27 protein-coding genes are annotated in these 17101 nt (G+C 40.4%); 25 read left to right on the top strand and 2 right to left on the bottom strand.

What is annotated here, in order from left to right:
• Positions 1-41 precede the first annotated feature (41 nt).
• The gene (locus tag ACPF7B_RS04670) at positions 42-833 is read right to left on the bottom strand and encodes a M48 family metallopeptidase (protein WP_490506460.1); all 792 of its coding nucleotides are present in this window, start codon (positions 831-833) and stop codon (positions 42-44) included.
• 138 nt (positions 834-971) lie between these two features.
• Here ACPF7B_RS04670 and ACPF7B_RS04665 point away from each other — a divergent pair, with 138 nt between their 5' ends.
• Complete coding sequence (locus ACPF7B_RS04665) at positions 972-1469, top strand: pilin (RefSeq protein ID WP_490506459.1); 498 nt, start codon at positions 972-974, stop codon at positions 1467-1469.
• A 330-nt stretch (positions 1470-1799) separates the two neighbouring features.
• Here ACPF7B_RS04665 and ACPF7B_RS04660 read toward each other — a convergent pair whose 3' ends face one another.
• Positions 1800-2564, bottom strand: coding sequence for an XRE family transcriptional regulator (locus ACPF7B_RS04660; protein ID WP_490506458.1), 765 nt, complete (start codon positions 2562-2564; stop codon positions 1800-1802).
• A 166-nt stretch (positions 2565-2730) separates the two neighbouring features.
• On the opposite strand from ACPF7B_RS04660, the gene ACPF7B_RS04655 reads away from it, so the two are divergent.
• From ACPF7B_RS04655 to ACPF7B_RS04540, 24 genes are all read left to right on the top strand, one after another.
• Entirely contained in the window at positions 2731-2994 is a 264-nt protein-coding gene (locus tag ACPF7B_RS04655) for a helix-turn-helix domain-containing protein (protein ID WP_490506457.1), read from the top strand.
• 14 nt (positions 2995-3008) lie between these two features.
• Positions 3009-4937 (top strand): transposase, encoded by a 1929-nt coding sequence (locus ACPF7B_RS04650; protein WP_490506456.1) that lies wholly within the window; start codon positions 3009-3011, stop codon positions 4935-4937.
• 9 nt (positions 4938-4946) lie between these two features.
• On the top strand, positions 4947-5822 hold the full coding sequence (locus ACPF7B_RS04645; protein ID WP_490506455.1) for an AAA family ATPase: 876 nt from the start codon (positions 4947-4949) through the stop codon (positions 5820-5822).
• Between the two features lie 13 nt (positions 5823-5835).
• Entirely contained in the window at positions 5836-6126 is a 291-nt protein-coding gene (locus ACPF7B_RS04640) for a hypothetical protein (protein ID WP_490506454.1), read from the top strand.
• Positions 6123-6329, top strand: coding sequence for a hypothetical protein (locus tag ACPF7B_RS04635; RefSeq protein ID WP_490506453.1), 207 nt, complete (start codon positions 6123-6125; stop codon positions 6327-6329). The genes ACPF7B_RS04640 and ACPF7B_RS04635 overlap by 4 nt, the downstream gene beginning before the upstream one ends.
• Positions 6330-6332: 3 nt before the next feature.
• Positions 6333-6584 carry a hypothetical protein gene (locus tag ACPF7B_RS04630; RefSeq protein WP_109220450.1) on the top strand — a complete coding sequence of 84 codons (252 nt, stop codon included), beginning with the start codon at positions 6333-6335 and terminating at the stop codon, positions 6582-6584.
• Positions 6581-6985, top strand: a complete 405-nt coding sequence (locus ACPF7B_RS04625; RefSeq protein WP_490506452.1) for a phage protein GemA/Gp16 family protein — start codon at positions 6581-6583, stop codon at positions 6983-6985. Before ACPF7B_RS04630 ends, ACPF7B_RS04625 begins: the two co-directional genes overlap by 4 nt.
• Before the next feature lies 1 nt (position 6986).
• Positions 6987-7700: a Mor transcription activator family protein gene (locus ACPF7B_RS04620; RefSeq protein ID WP_490506451.1), complete on the top strand. Its 714-nt coding sequence runs from the start codon at positions 6987-6989 to the stop codon at positions 7698-7700.
• Between the two features lie 12 nt (positions 7701-7712).
• Positions 7713-7994, top strand: a complete 282-nt coding sequence (locus ACPF7B_RS04615) for a hypothetical protein (RefSeq protein WP_490506450.1) — start codon at positions 7713-7715, stop codon at positions 7992-7994.
• Positions 7995-8065: 71 nt separating this feature from the next.
• The gene (locus ACPF7B_RS04610; protein WP_490506449.1) at positions 8066-8596 is read left to right on the top strand and encodes a glycoside hydrolase family 108 protein; all 531 of its coding nucleotides are present in this window, start codon (positions 8066-8068) and stop codon (positions 8594-8596) included.
• Positions 8589-8795 (top strand): hypothetical protein, encoded by a 207-nt coding sequence (locus ACPF7B_RS04605; protein ID WP_490506448.1) that lies wholly within the window; start codon positions 8589-8591, stop codon positions 8793-8795. The genes ACPF7B_RS04610 and ACPF7B_RS04605 overlap by 8 nt, the downstream gene beginning before the upstream one ends.
• A gap of 13 nt (positions 8796-8808) precedes the next feature.
• Positions 8809-9042, top strand: coding sequence for a DUF2644 domain-containing protein (locus ACPF7B_RS04600; RefSeq protein WP_490506447.1), 234 nt, complete (start codon positions 8809-8811; stop codon positions 9040-9042).
• On the top strand, positions 9029-9289 hold the full coding sequence (locus ACPF7B_RS04595; protein ID WP_490506446.1) for a hypothetical protein: 261 nt from the start codon (positions 9029-9031) through the stop codon (positions 9287-9289). The genes ACPF7B_RS04600 and ACPF7B_RS04595 overlap by 14 nt, the downstream gene beginning before the upstream one ends.
• Positions 9290-9408: 119 nt before the next feature.
• Positions 9409-9549 carry a hypothetical protein gene (locus ACPF7B_RS04590; RefSeq protein WP_490506445.1) on the top strand — a complete coding sequence of 47 codons (141 nt, stop codon included), beginning with the start codon at positions 9409-9411 and terminating at the stop codon, positions 9547-9549.
• Positions 9539-9814, top strand: a complete 276-nt coding sequence (locus ACPF7B_RS04585) for a hypothetical protein (RefSeq protein WP_109220459.1) — start codon at positions 9539-9541, stop codon at positions 9812-9814. The genes ACPF7B_RS04590 and ACPF7B_RS04585 overlap by 11 nt, the downstream gene beginning before the upstream one ends.
• A gap of 20 nt (positions 9815-9834) precedes the next feature.
• Positions 9835-10035: a hypothetical protein gene (locus tag ACPF7B_RS04580; protein ID WP_109220460.1), complete on the top strand. Its 201-nt coding sequence runs from the start codon at positions 9835-9837 to the stop codon at positions 10033-10035.
• A gap of 1 nt (position 10036) precedes the next feature.
• A complete protein-coding gene (locus ACPF7B_RS04575) occupies positions 10037-10585 on the top strand; it encodes a DUF1804 family protein (protein ID WP_157953774.1) in 549 nt (182 codons plus the stop codon).
• 3 nt (positions 10586-10588) lie between these two features.
• Positions 10589-12220 (top strand): phage terminase large subunit, encoded by a 1632-nt coding sequence (gene terL / locus ACPF7B_RS04570; RefSeq protein ID WP_490506444.1) that lies wholly within the window; start codon positions 10589-10591, stop codon positions 12218-12220.
• Positions 12221-12286: 66 nt separating this feature from the next.
• Positions 12287-12643 (top strand): 4-fold beta flower protein, encoded by a 357-nt coding sequence (locus ACPF7B_RS04565; protein WP_109235683.1) that lies wholly within the window; start codon positions 12287-12289, stop codon positions 12641-12643.
• A gap of 257 nt (positions 12644-12900) precedes the next feature.
• Positions 12901-13209, top strand: coding sequence for a DUF3892 domain-containing protein (locus ACPF7B_RS04560; RefSeq protein WP_490506443.1), 309 nt, complete (start codon positions 12901-12903; stop codon positions 13207-13209).
• A gap of 10 nt (positions 13210-13219) precedes the next feature.
• Positions 13220-13444: a hypothetical protein gene (locus ACPF7B_RS04555; RefSeq protein WP_109202162.1), complete on the top strand. Its 225-nt coding sequence runs from the start codon at positions 13220-13222 to the stop codon at positions 13442-13444.
• A gap of 81 nt (positions 13445-13525) precedes the next feature.
• Positions 13526-15208, top strand: coding sequence for a DUF935 domain-containing protein (locus ACPF7B_RS04550; protein WP_490506442.1), 1683 nt, complete (start codon positions 13526-13528; stop codon positions 15206-15208).
• Positions 15201-16445: a phage head morphogenesis protein gene (locus ACPF7B_RS04545; RefSeq protein ID WP_490506441.1), complete on the top strand. Its 1245-nt coding sequence runs from the start codon at positions 15201-15203 to the stop codon at positions 16443-16445. Before ACPF7B_RS04550 ends, ACPF7B_RS04545 begins: the two co-directional genes overlap by 8 nt.
• Positions 16446-16468: 23 nt before the next feature.
• Positions 16469-16948 (top strand): phage virion morphogenesis protein, encoded by a 480-nt coding sequence (locus tag ACPF7B_RS04540; protein ID WP_490506440.1) that lies wholly within the window; start codon positions 16469-16471, stop codon positions 16946-16948.
• The last annotated feature ends 153 nt before the right edge of the window (positions 16949-17101 follow it).

Here is a 17101-nt window from a genome sequence, read left to right as displayed (position 1 = left end):
TTCACGCGGACTCTTAATGACTATTTTTATTGTATGCTGACTTATCTTTGGATATTTTGAACTTTTGGAATTTGTGATTGTAAGTTGGCAATCCTTTCCGGTCCTGATGGGTGTGTTGATAAAAGAGTACTGCCGCTATTATTGCTGGCTTCACTCATTTTTTGCCATAGAGTGATAGCAGCATTAGGATCGTAGCCAGCTAGTGCCATGAGTTCTAGTCCTATCACATCTGCTTCACTCTCCATCGTTCGGGAGAAGGGGAGTGAAAAAGCAAGGTTACCTGCTTGTTGTAAAAGTGCATCGCCAGCGCTACCAAAGCCTAATATTTGTGAAACTGCTGATAGTCCAGAGCTTTTCAAAACTTCTTGAGAGACTTTTTCTCGGCTATGTTCACGAAGTACATGTGCCATTTCATGCCCAACGATTGCAGCGATTTCATCATCTGAAAGTTGTAATTGTTCAACGATACCACTATATACCACCATTTTGCCCCCGGGCATTGCAAAAGCATTTAGCTCATTACTTTTAATAACATTAATTTCCCAAGCAAAACTATTTGAGTCTGGACGAAAATTTTGGGTATGTGGTACTAACTTATTAAATACATTTTTTACTCGGCGAGCAGTTTGAGAGCTTTGGTCAATGACCCCTTTTGATTTTGCTTCTTGAATTATTCCCATGTATTGTTCTTTCGATTGCTGATTGAGTGTTTCAGCGGGAACGATTTGTAGTTGTGAGCGTTTTACGCCAGTAAGTCCCATTTGTGTAGTGCTAGAGCAAGCGTTTACACAAATAAGCAGAATTAAAAAAAGGAGATATTTTATATTTTTCATAATTCAAATAATTGGGTTTAGGGGTTATTAAAGTATAAAAACGTGTATTTTTACAATCATCTCAGATTATGAACTAGTTTTATCCTTATTTGAAACAGAATCTTACTATCTAAAATTGATAATTGGAGAGGAGTTGATATGGATCGCATGATGTTAACAGAGCGCTACCAAGCTGATGATGGATTTACTTTAATGGAATTATTAATTGTTCTAGCTTTGATTGCTGTTATGAGTTTAATTGCTGTACCTATCTATCAAGGTTATATCCAGCGAGCACGTATTACCGAAGGACTTACTTTGGCAAGTAGTGTACAGTTAGAGGCGGAAATTTATTATGCAATGAATGGGAAGTGGCCCTCTGTGAAGGATGCTCATAATGAGTTGAATTTACCAACATCCGATCAGTACTCTGGAAATAGTGTTGATTCCATACATTTATCAGGCAATCAAATTATTGTTACCTTTGGTGAAAATATTGAAGGGGAGAAAAGTGGAGAGAATGCGCAGTTGATTTTAGAGGGCGATGCTCAAAAACGAGGGGTTATTCGTTGGAAGTGTTATGGGAAAAACATCAAAATTGACGATTTACCGAAAGAATTGTGGGGGACTGATCATTGTGGCACATGGAGAGGCTGAAGAAAAACCTCGATGAGCTTTGATGTTATCGGCTTCACCGAGGTTTGCTGCAAAAAACGGCCTTTGGCACAAAATGCTAATTCATGTTAGTTTTTTGCGAAATGATTGGCATATTATTACAAGTGTTTAATAGGTGTTTAAACGTTTATTAAACACTACTTTCCAAGGATTCCAGTGTTCGGAGGTATTTAGCCTAAGATAGAACATCTTGAATGATTTCTATTTTAGTTCAACTTTCTGGAATCCTCGATATTATCTAGCTTTCAATAAAATCATATCAATTAAAGTTGAATGGTAGTTCGAACAGTACCATCCAACTTCCGTTCGATGTTACGGCACATTACGACCATGCCAAACGACTCTACCAATTGCACCAAAATCAGTTGGTTGATTGTTTAGATCTATCTCAAAAGGTCTATAGACATTATTGGTACTAGATACCTCAATTTTGTTACCTGGTAACTTTTGGATACGTTTAACGATGAGATCTCCATCGATTCTAATGACGTATATACCATTATTAAGGTACTTATCTGCTGTATTAATGAGAATGACATCTCCATCACTAATCTCACCTTCCATAGAATCACCTTTCACACCTATAACGATGAGATCCTTAGCGCATAAGCCAAGCACGTTATCAATCCAATACTTTCTGAAAGCCATCGAATGCATGTAGTTTTCTTGGCTTGCATCGCAGCCATGTCCAGCACTCGCTGAAACGTTATATCTAGGAATGAATACAAATTCATTAATATCAATGGGATTTCCTTGAGTGTTATAAACCTCTGTTTTGAAATCCACTGGTGCATCTTCCTGGCTTCCTTTACCCGTCGCTAACCATTCAACGCTCACATTATTATGTTTAGCTAATTTCAATATTACAGGAAGTGTTGGATTGCCACCTTTCAGTAATCTCTGCACTCCAGAGATAGAAATACCTGCACTTTCAGCTAAAGAAGTAATCGTACTATGCTTTCGAGCTAAATAATTCAATCTCTCAGTAAAACCAGCACTTGTTAGTTCATATTCACTTGAAAGTTCATCTTTTAAACTTTCAAGTTCATCGTTTTCTTTAAAGTTAGCTTTATTCATCCTTTAAATCCTTGTTTTTCAATATATATGATCATTTGAGTTTTATGAATGAGCCTTATTAACTTTAAAGTTCAATATATCGTCAACTTTAAAGTTGACAGTCTTAACTTTTAAGTTAAAATAGTTAATGTCAATTACACATTCTAATAACTCAAATGAGGCAAGTATGATTCTACAGCTAAACAATAAAACTGTCCAAGATATGCATCCAGAAGATATTAAAGCGGCAATAAAAAAAGCTGGTTATACAATGACAAAACTCGCCAATCTGCATGGTATTAAGTATGGAAGCACATTAAATCAAGTTTTTGTAAATCCTAATTATCCAAAGGCTGAGCGAATTATTTCCGAAGCAATTGGTATTCCTGTTGAAGAAATTTGGCCTTCTCGAGCAAATGAAAGACTTAAAAGAGAAGAAAGCAGATCTTAATTTGAGGCGATGATATGGAAACTAAAAAGTTTTACTCTATTCAAGAGTTATATTCCATGAACTTAGAAGAGTTCCCGTTAACTGTACAAGGGATACTTTATAGGGCTGAAAATGAAGGTTGGAATAAAAGAAAAAGACAAGGTCGAGGCGGTGGTTATGAATACGAAGTCTCGTCCATGTCCCCAGATACTCAACAACAGATCCGCGAATACGAAATTGCGAACCTGGTTATTGAACCGCGTCATGCAAAAGTTAAATCTCTAACGATTCCGGAATCTAAAGAATTAGATCAGCTTACAACTGAGCAGAGAGAGATTGCCGATGCGCGTCTCTATCTTGTTGCAGCTGTTGCGGAGCTTGAAAAAACAACGACTCGTTTAAACGCTGTTAAAACGATTGTTAAACAAGCGAAAGCGGGAGAGTTAGAACCTTCATTACAAGAAGCTGCTTACTTAGCGAATGCTCGCCGGCAGAAAGGCCGTGTAATCTCCGAACGCTCTTTGATGCGTTATGTATTAACCGCAGTTAAATGCGAAACACCTGCCGAAAGAGTGCAAGCACTTGCACCAGGTCAACCAAAAGCGAAACCTTTGAAATCAATTCCCTGGTTACCGCTCTTCTTGAAGATCTACCAAGTGCCTTCAGGAATCAGTATTGAAGAGGCTTATGTGGAGTTTGTCAATATCTGCATTGCTCAGAAGAAAGAGTATCCCACGATTCATCAAGTGCGCTATGCATTGCGCCGTATGAGTGAGATCGATCGTGAAAAAGGTCGTGTGACTGGATCAGATCGTAAAGCGGTATTGCCATATGTGAAGCGCAATTGGGAAGTATTGGGGTTGAATGGTGCTTGGGTTGGAGATGGTACTTCGATGAAACTCAAAGTACAACATCCCGATCATGGTCGACCCTTTATCCCTGAGCTTACGATGATTATCGATGCAGCGAATCGTTACATTGTCGGTTGGTCGGTATCGCTTGCTGAGAATACTTTAGCGGTTGCAGATGCATTCCGCCACGGTGTTGAGAAGCATGGCCTTCCGCTTATCTACTACTCAGATAATGGTGGTGGTCAGACAGCCAAGCATTTAGATCACGATGTGACCGGTATCTTTGCTCGGTTAGGTGTTGAGCATAAGACGGGTATCCCCGGGAATCCACAGGGTCGAGGAATCATTGAGCGCTTAAATAGAACCGTGGCACAACGTATAGCAAGACAGTTCCCAACTTACTTCGGCGGTAATTCAGATCGTGAGTCTGTTCGTAAGATGTTAGTTGCTGTTGATAGTGCTTCAAATGCGGTTGCTAAAGGCAAAGAGCTTACCACGCAACAAGAAACAACGGTAAACAAGATTCCTTCGTGGCAGCAGTTTATTGACATGTGCCAGGCTGGTATCGACTGGTACAACAATGAACATATTCATAGAGAGCTTGGAACGACACCTGCCGAAGCTCGTAAGAAACAGCTTGAAACAGCTGAAGTTGATTATCTAACAGATGCGGAGATACGCGATCTCTTTAGGCCAAGTGAGATCCGTACCGTTCAGCGTGGTTGGGTATCGCTCTACAACAACCAATACTTTTCGATGGATCTTGCACCGTATAACGGCTTAGAAGTCCAAGTGAGCTTCGATATTCACGATGCTTCGAGCGTCATTATCAGAGATATGGATGGACGCTTTATCTGTGAGGCCGAGTTTGATGGTAATAAGCGCGATGCCTTCCCGAAAGCATATGTGGAAGAAGTTCGTGAGAGACGCCGTAAGAATCGTCTCCGCACGCTCCAGAAACGTATGGAAGAGGTGGACGCAGAAGCACGCGGAACGATTGATCACCAACCTGATTTTGGCAACTTCATCGAGATACCCAAAGAAGAGAAAGAACCTGTCTTCTTGTTCGAATCAGAACGTGAAGAGTTTGAATTAAAAAAAAAGAAAGCCTAGGAGTTAAACATGATTAATGAATTAAAAGCCTATATGCAAGAGCATAAACTCAGTCAACGCCAAGTATCTGCACAACTCGATGTTTCAACAAGTGTCATCAATCAATACCTCAAAGGTAACTATCCTGGTGATGTCAAAAAGCTTGAAAGTAGTATCAGAGCATTACTGCAACGTGTTGAAGAGAAAGTATTAGATCGTCATACCTTTCCTTACGTGGCAACGCCTAAATCTCGCCGAGCTTTGGATGTGATTCGCTATGCGCATCTTGAGAATGATATCTCTCTGATAACGGGTGCGGCAGGACTCGGTAAGACTCAAACACTCAAAGAGTATGTACGACAAGAGAAGAACGTGATCTTTATCGAGACTGAGCCGACTTATACCGCGAAAGTCTTACTTCGCGAGATCTGTATCCGATTGAATTTATCAGAAAAGGGATCTCTACACGATATGAGCCAAGCGATTATCGAGCGCCTCAAAGGTACTGGTCGCTTAATCATTATTGATGAAGCGGAATATCTCCCGTACCGCGCGCTTGAGACATTACGCCGTATCCACGATAAGGCTGGCGTGGGATTAGTGCTTGCAGGTCTTCCAAGATTATTAATGAATATGCGTGGCCGTAATAGTGAACATGCTCAGCTTTATAGCCGTGTTGGTTTTCACTACTCAATGGGTGATCGCTTAGAGAAAGAAGATATCTATGCACTGGCGGAAGCAACGCTCAACACAGATTCATTTAATGAACTTTTATTTGAAAAATGCGGTGCTAATGCCCGCCGTCTCAATAAGTTACTCCGTGGTGCGATCCGTACAGCTGAAATCAATGATCGTCCCATTGATCAAAACATCATTAACCAATTTTCTGAAATGCTTGTGCATTAATAAGGAGCTAATTATGTCTAAATCAACTCAACACTTTTTGAATGAAACAAAGAATCTCTTTTCTACACTGCACAGACTTGAATCTGCCGGAATCTCTGTGATTGATATTGCTTTCCATAACCGTGAAATTCATATCGAACGCCCAACGACTGAACAGATGATGCAGCTACGTTACGGCGTAGCCCATCGTGATGACTTACGTAATGAGAATTTTATCTCGATGAATCATTTTAAGATTTTTTGGAAGAAGCCTGCTGAAGTTAGACAAATTAAATCTAATCGTAAATTGTGGGGGTGGGTATGAGTACTTATATTCGTCATGAACATGATGAGTTTACACGTGAATTGAATGCCATCTGTGATGTGCTTCCTAAATTTCGCATGATTGCCAATCAAATCCAGAAAATCGAGAAAGTGTCAGGTGGCTATCATTTATATAGTGAAGATGCAAAGGTGGCATCCGTCACAATGAAAACATTAGCCGATTATTCAGGACATCGGAGGTAAGCCATGTTTGCAGTCTTTAAAAGAAATAGTGACCGTAACCAACCAGTAAGTCCGATCTATGCAAACTTCAGTACCGCTTTAGAATATAAGCTCTACTTAAGTCCTAAAACGCAAGATCATCATGTAGTAAAACAGATGTGCGGCAATGCCGGTTGGTGTGACTGTGAGAAAGCTTGTGTGATCTGCGGTACTGTTTCGCATAAGCTTCTCTGCTCAATGCCTTGCTATGAAATTTACAAGGAGGAAGGACGATGAATAAAGTAGATCGTAATAAGCGCATAGCTCGGATCAAGATTATGCAGAGCAAGATCTTAGGACTCTCTGATCGAGATAATTATGAAGCGTTTCTCTATCGCTTAACTCAGAAGCGCTCAACAACTGAGATGACCAAAGATGAACAGCTATTAGTAATCAAAGAGATGGATAAGCTAATGTTCCAAGAGAATGACCGCGCTAGAAAAGCATTAAAGCCGATGTTCCGTAAACTCTATGCGATTCTCAAGGAGCAAAATCTTACGTGGAATTATATCAACGGTATGGCGAAGCAGATGTTTGGGGTAGATCGAGCAAATTGGCTCTCACATGATCAGCTTCATCGATTAGTTGCAGCACTTCAAACGCACGCAAACCGGAAGAACAACAGGAAGGAGATCTAAGATGGAACGATTAAAGTTACTACCGCGAACGACCCAGATGATTATCGACACGATAGGTATCAAATTAACTTTAGAGTTAGTGAGAGAATTTGGCGGTTCAAGCTTTGCAGTACCTTCAGAGCACTTAAGCGGATCTGTTTATCAAGCTTTAAACCCTATCCTCGGTAAACAAACAAGGCCTCTAATGGAGGCTTTCCGAGGGCAAGATCTCATTATTCCCAGTGATCTTGATGAGATTGAATCTGCTTATTTAGAACGCTTAACCCAGAGTGAGCAGTTCTATGATGAGATCAGCAAGTATAGCGAGATCTTACCGGAGTCAGCAAAAGAGTTAGTGGAAGTGATCGGGATGAAAAACGCGATTGAAGTCATTAAGAAGTACGGTGGCAATACGATGCTCATCACGAACGCGAAAGATAGTTACGCTTACCAAGATCTGCTCTCCATATTAGATAAATCTACGGTTGAGAAAATCGTACAACACTATCAAGGCACCAGACTCTATATCCCCCGCTGTTTTGATGCGATGGTTAAAATCCGCAATGTGGAGTTTTGGAAAGCCGTTGAGAAGTTAATTATCGATCTCGGTATCAGCCAAGAGAGAGCGATTTTTCTACTTGGCCCACGCTTTGGAATCACATATCGGCAGGCATTCAATATCAAAAAAGAGATGAATGCAGAACGGGAAGCTAACAGACAACAAGCATTGATTTAAGGAGAAATATCTATGAAGTTTGAGGTTGAGTTTATGTGGTTGGCTGGTATTGATAATACTCAGGCTAAGTCAAATAAGCAGATACAGGTAAAGTTGGAACGTATGTTTGAGGATGACACTTTAAATTGTGGTATTGAAGAATACGGCGCATGTGGGGAGTTAATTTTCTATAGCAGTGATACAACACTTAGCGAAAAAGGCACTATGAGATTTAAGACTCTGCAAGATGCAGAAAAAGCAATTAAAGAAATGAAGAAGATTAATAGATTTTATGGGATTAAAAGAAAATACTGAAACCTAACACCCTAAACCACTTTTAGCTAAACGATACCATGAACCTCATCAATAACAGATGAGGTTTTTTTATGTCTAAAGAAAAGTATCCTGCGCAATTCCTTGCGTATACCAATATCATCATTGACCACTTAGAAGGCGGCTTTGTTAATCATCCATCCGATCCTGGCGGTGCGACCAATTATGGTATTACTGAGCGTGTTGCCCGAGCCAATGGTTATACCGGCCATATGCGTGATCTCCCTCGTGATACTGCTATCGCTATCTATTTCAAAGATTATTGGGATGGCAAACTGATGAATCACATTAAGAATCATGTGGCATTCCATCTCTATGATTGCTCTATCAATTCTGGCTATTCCCATGCGATTAAACTTCTACAGCGTGCCATTGGTGTTGCTGAAGATGGTTTGATTGGTGCCAATACGATCAATGCAATTAGTCGTTATAGCGAAAGTGAGCTAATCCTCCGTTTCAACATTGTACGTATGCACTTCTACGGCACTTTAAAGCACTTCAACACATTTGGCCGCGGATGGATGAATCGCTTATTGCTCTTATCAAATATCAACTGGAAATTGGAGACCAATAAATATGAATAAGATTATTAATACTGTTGCCCTGATCTTTGTGATTACTGTGCTTGCTGCTTGCCAACCTGCGATTTATGAAAAGCCTGGCAATGAAGATGTCTTCTCTTGTGATACGTGGGAGCCTGAAATCGCACACCCTGATGATAGTCGCCAAGAGCTATACGATAAATTATCAAGAAATACTGCAATGCAACGTTTATGCGAATAATCAGGAGGAAGGGATGAAGAATCTATTACGCGAGATTATGAGCAACGATGATGGACGTTATAGCACAACGAATTTTATCCAAGTGATCTCTATCATCGTACTAGCTGTAGGTTTTATCTATGCAGTGATTACACAGAATGCGATTGCTTCAGAGATCGCACTTTTCTTAGCGGGTATCGCTGTAGCAACGCCGGCATCAAAAGGATGGATTACAAATAGACGTGGTGAGAATAATGAACACGATTAGCTTTATCTCAATGGTCACGGTTATCGCTAGTTTAACGGTTGCTATCTTCTATCAAGTGAAGTTTAACCAGCGTTTAAACCGTGAATTAAAAGCCGTTAAACGCGAAAGAGATGATCTCATACTTGGATTTAAAAGGATGCAACAAAATGCGAAAAAATATGAAGTTATTCAACGGGATGCTTTTGATAGTGACATCAATGATCTTCTTAAACGCATGCGCGAGCGAGGTGAGGTATATCCCAAGTAATCTTGGATTATGCTTCTCTCCACCAAAGATGATTGTTTATGAAACTACAGAGCCAGCTCTAATTCGCAATGCGTATGAGGTCAATCGTTGGATTGATCTGATATGTGCGGAGGAGACTGATGGATAAGCAAAAATGCCAAGCATGTGGAAAAGATCTCTTCATCAACTTCTATAACGAAGAATCAGGAAATCTCTGTATATTCTGCTTTGTAAAGTCAAAGCACCCAGATAACAACAAGGAGGCATCCAATGACCTTTGAATTAGCTTTCAATATTGCGCTTGGTCTTATCTCTACGCTCTTTGGTTTTCTCATTAAGACCCATTCCGAGCGATTAAAAGAAGAGAGAGCCGACCTTGCAAAGCTTCGAGAAGATACACAGAAGGAATTAACACAGATCAAAGTGAACTATATCCAAAAAGCCGATTCACTTAGAAATTACGATCTGCTCTCAGATCAACTTACCAATATCACTAATAAGATCGATAAGCTTGCAGAAAAGCTCGATCAAAAAGTGGATAAATAATGTCGAAATAGGAGACCCCCATGAACCAGCACAATCGCGAAGTAACCGATAGAGAGGTATTAGCTCTCTTAATTGATATGAATCAGAAGCTCGACTCTCTTCATGAGAAGACAGATAAGATCGAGCAGAAAGCGATCACTAAAGGAGCGATTGCTGGCGGTGTCTCAGGTGGAATTGTTGCAGCCGGCATTGCAATTATTAAGTCTAAGTTTGGGCTCTAATATGGCACGGAAAAAGAATAACAGACAGAATTACTCACCCGGCGTTAGGAATGATGTTCGTAAATATTATGTCTTTGAACAGATGCCGTTAACGCAAGTAGCTGCAATGAAAGGCATGCCACCAGTTGCCACCTTGTATCGCTGGAAGCGTGAAGCCCTAGAGAAAGGTGATGATTGGGATAAGGTTCGTAATGCCCATCTAGTTGCCGGCAAAGGTGCGGATAATGTGGCAAGTATCGGCCTTACCTCTCTGATGATTCTTTTAAAGTCTACGATTGATCGCGTCAATGCTACCGATGAAGAAGGTAATCCGCTTTTAGATCCGCTCGATGCCACCAAAGCAATTGCCTCATTGACAGATTCGCTTCATAAAGTCACCGCAGCATCACGGAGAATGTTGCCGGAGGTCTCTGAATTGGTGGTCGCGATGAATGTTATCCAAGACTTTGGTCAATTTTTACAAGATAAGCACAAAGATCTATTGCCGGCATTTGTCGATGTGTTGACAGATTTCGGATATGAGATTCAACAGAAGTATGGGAATAAATAGATTATGCGGAAAGATGATTTCTTAAAAGAGATTCAAGAACTTGCCATAGCCCTTAAAGAGCGAATCGAGGCTGAAGTCGACGGCTTTGATCTCGATCCCATCGCTCGTAAAGAGCGTATTGATGCGGTTAATGATCCAGTGACCGGTTATGAATTCTTTGTGAATAACTACTTTCCGCACTATATCCGCCATCCCTCCAAATCCCGTTTGCATGCGGCACTCTTTAAGCTATTGCCGGGAATGGTTAATAGTGATGAACCGCAACATTTAGCCATTGCAGCACCTCGTGGTGAAGCGAAATCCACAATGGTGACTCAGCTCTTTTCGCTCTGGAACATCATTACCAATCGTAAGAAGTTTATTGTGATTGTAATGGATAGTATCGATCAAGCCTATCCTATGTTAGAAGCAATCAAAGCGGAGCTTGAGTTTAACCCCCGTTTAAAGAGTGACTTCCCTGATGAATTTGGCAAAGGCCGAGTTTGGCAAGTCGGTACTATTGTTACCGCAAAAGGTACTAAGATCCAAGTTGCTGGATCGGGTAAAAGGTTGCGTGGTTTACGTCATGGTGCTTATCGTCCCGACCTCGTTATTGGTGATGATCTTGAAAATGATGAGAATGTGGCTTCCAAAGAGCAACGGGATAAGCTCCACTCTTGGTTTAATAAAACCCTAATGCCGCTTGGAGAGGTAGGTGGCAAGATCGATTTCGTGATCATCGGTACAATTCTCCATTATGATTCACTTTTAAATCGTCTACTCTCAAACCATTTCTGGAAATCTTATCGCTTTAAATCCCTGATTGAGTGGCCAAACAATATGAGCCTCTGGGATAAGTGGGAAGAGATCTATCGCAATGAGGGAGAAGCGCCGGCAAAAGCCTTCTATGAAGCACGTTATGAAGAGATGAATGATGGTGCTGTATTATCCTGGCCTGCCAGAACTCTCTTAAGCTTAATGATTATTCGAGCGCGTGACGGGCATGATACTTTTGACTCCGAGCAACAGAATGATCCGGTAAGTAGTGAACACGCCTTATTTAATGATGCAATTCACTATTGGAACGACTTGCCGGATGGGCTTGTCTATTTCGCTTCTTGTGATCCCTCCCTTGGTAAAGAAGGCCGGCGTAAAGACCCCAGTGCTATTTTGGTGGGAGGTTATGATCGTGAAACTGGTAAGCTCTACGTTGTTGAAGCAGAAATTAAGAAGCGCCTGCCAGATCGCATCATCATGGATGTGATTGAGATGCAAAAGCGTAGAAGACAGATCATTGCGTGGTCTTTTGAAACTGTGCAGTTCCAAGAGTTTTTAATGACAGAGTTAGTAAAAGCGGCCGCAAAGCAACATATTCACGTGCCGGCAGTACCCATTAAGCCAACGACAGATAAGATGCTGAGAATCGAAAGCCTTCAGCCACATATGAAAAACGGCTTTATATTACTTCACCCGAGCCAGACAACCCTTATTACACAATTAAAACACTTCCCGATGGCAGATCATGACGATGGCCCCGATGCCCTTCATATGCTTTGGGAGATCGCCCGTAAACGATCGCAGATTTATGAGTTTGAATCTATTGAAAATGGACACATGATTGACTTAGATGATGATAATTCTTTTTTTAATAGGTAAAACAATTGATTATAAAATTATCATCCCCATGATCAAGTTCTAGTTAATTATTTTATAAGGATTGATATGACTTTTTCTTTTTATGATAAAAATGGGCGAGCATATGCTTATAGTGATGATGGGGTTCATATTTATACCTATGTAGGCAAGCCAATCGGATATATTCATGATGAATCTATTTATTCTATTTCAGGGAAACATATTGGTTATTTTAATAAAGGAAGTTTACTTGATGCAAATGGTAATACTTTATTGTTTACCGAAAAATCATCTAGTGGTCCATTAAAGCCAATTAGGCAACTTAAACCTATAAAGGGAATTAAACAAATTATGCCAATAAAAGGAATAAGACAAATTAGACCTATTAAACCAATAACTTCTTTAGGGTGGTCAAGTCAGACTCCTGAAAGTATATTTGAATAATACCCACTGAAATCCCTTACCCTCACACAGTGAACTGAAGAGCCTACATTGCGGTAATGTAGGCTTTTTTTATAGAAATAGCTCGTAAACGATCGCAGATCTACGATTTTGAAACAGTACCAGATCGAATTGATCCAGATGATGATAATGCTTGTTTTAGTCGTTAAGTCAAAATTATTACTAATAACATTGATTTTATAATTTTTATCCCCATATTAAAAAATCTATTTAATTGTTTTTATGGAGGAGTTATTAATATGAATGATATTGATTTTTATATAACAGGTGTTTCTTACGATAAAAATAATATTATTGACAAAGTAGAAATGAGGTTACGTCTATTCCCAATTACAGGAAAAAGTCAAGTTGAAGACCCTAGAATTGTCTCAAGAAATTTTATCTATGATTTGTTAAGAACTGAAAAACTGGTTATTTATACAGCTACTATCAAAGATAGAAAGTGGAGAAAAGGAGATGAAGTAGTTATTTATGGTGATAAATATATCACTACAGCAGGAAATAGAGTTACTAGAGATAATCTTGAAAACTTACCAGAATTAAAATAAAAGGAATATTATGACTAAAAGACTTACTAGACGCTATGAAATGGTTGATACAAAGGCCTTAGAAGATGCTTTAACCGTTATTGTTAGCAATATTGAAAATTCTTTGTTAGCACATGGTGCTGAGCCGGGAAAAGATTACACTTATATGGATTTATATAAGCTAGCTATGGAGTACTTAATTGCTATAAAACAAGATCCTGAATGTAAGATGGCGACAGAATATACTTTAGGATAACCCCTGAACCCCATCACCCACTCAAAGGTGATTGAAGAGCCTACATTACCGCTAATGTAGGCTTTTTTTGTGGGGAGAATAATGAACATCTTTAAACGAGGTTTAAACGCACTTTCAAGTGCTGTTAAAGCAGCATTAAAACCAAATAAAACACAGGTGGATGATCTCGATCGGGATCAGATGCCAACATATTATGAGAGCAATGCGCGGACGATAACGCCGGTACAGTTAAAACGCTTACTGGATGATGCGGATAAGGGCGATATCAGCGCGATGCATGCTTTATTCTTTGAAATGGAAGAGCAAGATGGACATATCTTTGCCGAGATGCAAAAGCGCCGGAATGCGATTCTCACTTTAGAATGGAGCATTAAAAGCGTTAAGAATCCAACGCCGGCAGAAGAGAAGCAAGCTGAATTCATTCGCGATTATTTGGAGAATATCTCTAATATTGATTCTTTACTACTCGATCTCTCAGATGGAATCGGTGCCGGATTCTCTGCGATTGCGATGACGTGGGATTATTCAGATGGGAAACTGCTACCCTATAAGTTCGATTGGGAACCGCAATCCCATTTTAAATATGATATCCAAACTAACGAATTTCGCCTCCTAACGCCGGGTAACTTCGAGGGGGAAGCTTTATGGCCAGATACGTGGATTATCCACCGGCACAAAGTAAAGTCCGGTGCTCAAGCACGTTCCGGCCTCTTTAGAGTGTTAGCTTGGATATTTGCGCTGAAGAATTTCTCAGTCTTAGACTTTGCTGAGTTCTTAGAGCTCTATGGGCTTCCAATTCGTATCGGTAAATACCCTGAAGGGACGACTCAAGCGAACCGCCGTATCCTCTTAAATGCGCTTGCATCCATTGGCCACAATGCCGCCGGGATTATGCCCGAGTCAATGAATGTTGAATTAATCAATGCGGCTCTCGGATCAGAAGATCCTTATCTTGCCATGATTGAGCTTTGTGAAAAGTGGATTTCAAAAATCATTCTCGGTGGAACACTCACAAGCCAAGCAGATGGTAAAACATCAACTAATGCGCTTGGTAATGTTCACAATGAAGTGCGCCACGATATTTTAATCAGTGATGCTAAGCAGATTGCGCAGACAATCACTATGCAACTCATTGGCCCGGTATTACAGAAGAATTTTTCTGATGTGAATCTTAATCGATTGCCATACTTTGAATTTGATACGCGGGAGAAGAAAGATCTTTCGCTTGTTGTGCAAACATTCGATCAAGCCCGAAATATTGCACCAATAAAAGCCGATGAATTTTACGAGCAGACGGGGTTTAGTAAGCCTTCAGAAGATGATGAGGTATTGCAAGCAAGTCATACCGCACCAGCATCGCCTTTCTTTATGAGTCAGCAACCTCCTAATAATGCTCTTCTTCATACATATTTGCCCGGGAACCAAAAATGCTCTTGCTGTTCAACTCATACCGTTGCCCTCAGCCAGAATCCTCCTCTGGATGATGAGGCAACCAGTGCAATCGAATCACAAGAGGAACTTGATACCGCAGTCCGTGGCTTACCAAGCAAATATACGCAGAGCTATGATTCTGTTGTTCGTAAAGCGGTAGCAAAGCTGAAAGAAGCAAAGAGCTATGAAGAAGCGGAGGCGATGCTTGAAACGATGATGGAAGAGATGAACAAAGATACCCAATTTAATGAAGCGATGAGCCAGGCTTTGTTGGTGGCAGATATCGCCGGGATCTTAAGTGTCGATGAAGAGAGTGAGATCAGTCATGAGTAAAAGAATTAATCTCGGGTTTGCGCTCAACCTCCCAAACCAGCGCGCGATTGATTTCTTTACAAGAAAGAAGGTTTTGCCCTCTGATGAGATGGCCGCTCTTGGCGAAAGTATGCATGCCAAAGCATTTACATTGAAGAATATTAACAATATTAATCTGCTCCAAGATTTTAAAGATAGTCTTGATGAGGCGATTAAAAATGGCAAAGGCTTTAATGCCTGGCGTGATGATATTCTCAATCAAACCAAAAAGCGTGGCTGGATTAACGATGGTGATGTTGTGAATCCGGCCACTGGCGAGATTCTAGCCCCTCATCGCATCGGTACGATCTTCAATACCAATATGAGTTCAGCCTATCAGACGGCGCGTTATCAAAGACAGATCGATAATGCGATGGCTATGCCGTACTGGGAATATGTGGCCGTCAATGATGATAAGACAAGAGCAAGTCATGCTGCACTCAATGGTGTAATTAAACGCTATGATGATCCCTTTTGGCAGACCTTTTATCCGCCAATTGATTATCGTTGCCGTTGTACCGTAATCGCACGTTCAGAGTATTACGCACAAAAGCGCGGGATTGAAACAAATAGTGCTGAAGTACATGAAGATAAAGAAGGTCGCCAATATTTCGATCGCGCAGGCACGAGAGTCTACCCTGGCAAAGACTTTGGCTATAACGTTCACCGCCACGGCTATCGGCCAAACTTAGATCAATATGATCCTAAGATTGCGAACCAGTTCGCGGTTCAAGAGATGAGTGGCCCAGAGTTTAAGCTTCAATATCAGCGATTAGAGAAAGAGTATCTGGAGGAGCGGAAACGTTTAGGATTACGCGATAATGAAAAGATCGATCGCGCTACATTCAATAAGATTAGAAATCGCCGGCGCTCTCAGCTTAATTTTACGGCTGGCGTTATTGAGGATGATTTAGCCCTACCGAGTAAAACGGTTCTATTATCTGATGATCTTCTACTGAAGCAATTTAATGATCATCTTAAAGATGAGTTTCTAACTGTAGATACATACTCGCTATTACCTTCACTCTTTAATAAGCCTGAATATATATTAGAGAGAGAAGGTAAAAAGATCTTTGTAAAAAAAGAGGGGCAACAGTGGTTGCATGCGATTGTGAAGACAACTTCTCTTAAAACACTCAATCTGGAATCGATCTACTTTATTGCTGATGATCTGTTTCAAAGAGAGCTAAAGAATGCAGTCGTGTTAAAAGGCATTTAAAAAGTATTTAAGAGGTAATCAAAATGATTGATATCCAATTCACTATTGATTCTAAAGAGTTACAAAACCAGTTAGATCAATTAGCCGAGCGCTGTACTCAGCGCCAACCGCTCATGAGACAGATTGCCGGAGTGATGGAAGCAGGTGTACAAGATAACTTTCGTGCCGGCGGTCGACCAAAGTGGGCTCCGGTTCGCCGAGGTGGTTTGCCTCTTACATTAACTGGGCATCTTGCCGGGAGTATCAGCTCTCTGTCAGATAATGATAGCGCCGTAGTGGGAACCAATGTTGTCTATGCAGGTATCCATAACTTTGGAGGTCAAACCAAACCCCATGTGATTCGTCCAAAGCATAAAAAGGCCTTAAAGTTTAATGGTCGTTATGTAAAGAAGGTTAATCACCCGGGATCTAAAATTCCAAAGCGTGAGTTCTTAGTTTTAACGGATAATGAAATTGAAGAAATCTCTCATACAATCTCAAAATATTTGGCAGGCGATTTATAGCCTCAAATTGCTTTGTAGATTCTTTTAATTGATATTCACTCGTCCAAAATTTATTAAACGTTTTTAAACGCTATTCTGAACGTTTTAAACACTATTTAAAAGCCAACTTTTCCCTTCTTCCCACTTTTCTCATTAAAAATGACTTTAAGAGCC

This window comes from Ignatzschineria sp. 22MB058224 (genome assembly GCF_058188435.1).
The sequence above is the reverse complement of the archived record's forward strand: the minus strand, read 5'-3'. Positions and strand labels throughout refer to the sequence as shown.

Bases quoted from the DNA above. Each gene is read 5' to 3' on its own strand.
- ACPF7B_RS04550 (WP_490506442.1), top strand. From the start codon at position 13,526: ATGAACATCTTTAAACGAGGTTTAAACGCACTTTCAAGTGCTGTTAAA.
- ACPF7B_RS04540 (WP_490506440.1), top strand. From the start codon at position 16,469: ATGATTGATATCCAATTCACTATTGATTCTAAAGAGTTACAAAACCAG.
- ACPF7B_RS04655 (WP_490506457.1), top strand. From the start codon at position 2,731: ATGATTCTACAGCTAAACAATAAAACTGTCCAAGATATGCATCCAGAA.
- ACPF7B_RS04660 (WP_490506458.1), bottom strand. From the start codon at position 2,564: ATGAATAAAGCTAACTTTAAAGAAAACGATGAACTTGAAAGTTTAAAA.
- ACPF7B_RS04585 (WP_109220459.1), top strand. From the start codon at position 9,539: ATGACCTTTGAATTAGCTTTCAATATTGCGCTTGGTCTTATCTCTACG.
- ACPF7B_RS04640 (WP_490506454.1), top strand. From the start codon at position 5,836: ATGTCTAAATCAACTCAACACTTTTTGAATGAAACAAAGAATCTCTTT.
- ACPF7B_RS04565 (WP_109235683.1), top strand. From the start codon at position 12,287: ATGACTTTTTCTTTTTATGATAAAAATGGGCGAGCATATGCTTATAGT.
- ACPF7B_RS04630 (WP_109220450.1), top strand. From the start codon at position 6,333: ATGTTTGCAGTCTTTAAAAGAAATAGTGACCGTAACCAACCAGTAAGT.
- ACPF7B_RS04545 (WP_490506441.1), top strand. From the start codon at position 15,201: ATGAGTAAAAGAATTAATCTCGGGTTTGCGCTCAACCTCCCAAACCAG.
- ACPF7B_RS04610 (WP_490506449.1), top strand. From the start codon at position 8,066: ATGTCTAAAGAAAAGTATCCTGCGCAATTCCTTGCGTATACCAATATC.
- ACPF7B_RS04560 (WP_490506443.1), top strand. From the start codon at position 12,901: ATGAATGATATTGATTTTTATATAACAGGTGTTTCTTACGATAAAAAT.
- ACPF7B_RS04595 (WP_490506446.1), top strand. From the start codon at position 9,029: ATGAACACGATTAGCTTTATCTCAATGGTCACGGTTATCGCTAGTTTA.
- ACPF7B_RS04650 (WP_490506456.1), top strand. From the start codon at position 3,009: ATGGAAACTAAAAAGTTTTACTCTATTCAAGAGTTATATTCCATGAAC.
- ACPF7B_RS04620 (WP_490506451.1), top strand. From the start codon at position 6,987: ATGGAACGATTAAAGTTACTACCGCGAACGACCCAGATGATTATCGAC.
- ACPF7B_RS04665 (WP_490506459.1), top strand. From the start codon at position 972: ATGGATCGCATGATGTTAACAGAGCGCTACCAAGCTGATGATGGATTT.
- ACPF7B_RS04645 (WP_490506455.1), top strand. From the start codon at position 4,947: ATGATTAATGAATTAAAAGCCTATATGCAAGAGCATAAACTCAGTCAA.
- ACPF7B_RS04590 (WP_490506445.1), top strand. From the start codon at position 9,409: ATGGATAAGCAAAAATGCCAAGCATGTGGAAAAGATCTCTTCATCAAC.
- terL (WP_490506444.1), top strand. From the start codon at position 10,589: ATGCGGAAAGATGATTTCTTAAAAGAGATTCAAGAACTTGCCATAGCC.
- ACPF7B_RS04600 (WP_490506447.1), top strand. From the start codon at position 8,809: ATGAAGAATCTATTACGCGAGATTATGAGCAACGATGATGGACGTTAT.
- ACPF7B_RS04615 (WP_490506450.1), top strand. From the start codon at position 7,713: ATGAAGTTTGAGGTTGAGTTTATGTGGTTGGCTGGTATTGATAATACT.
- ACPF7B_RS04555 (WP_109202162.1), top strand. From the start codon at position 13,220: ATGACTAAAAGACTTACTAGACGCTATGAAATGGTTGATACAAAGGCC.
- ACPF7B_RS04625 (WP_490506452.1), top strand. From the start codon at position 6,581: ATGAATAAAGTAGATCGTAATAAGCGCATAGCTCGGATCAAGATTATG.
- ACPF7B_RS04575 (WP_157953774.1), top strand. From the start codon at position 10,037: ATGGCACGGAAAAAGAATAACAGACAGAATTACTCACCCGGCGTTAGG.
- ACPF7B_RS04605 (WP_490506448.1), top strand. From the start codon at position 8,589: ATGAATAAGATTATTAATACTGTTGCCCTGATCTTTGTGATTACTGTG.
- ACPF7B_RS04670 (WP_490506460.1), bottom strand. From the start codon at position 833: ATGAAAAATATAAAATATCTCCTTTTTTTAATTCTGCTTATTTGTGTA.
- ACPF7B_RS04635 (WP_490506453.1), top strand. From the start codon at position 6,123: ATGAGTACTTATATTCGTCATGAACATGATGAGTTTACACGTGAATTG.
- ACPF7B_RS04580 (WP_109220460.1), top strand. From the start codon at position 9,835: ATGAACCAGCACAATCGCGAAGTAACCGATAGAGAGGTATTAGCTCTC.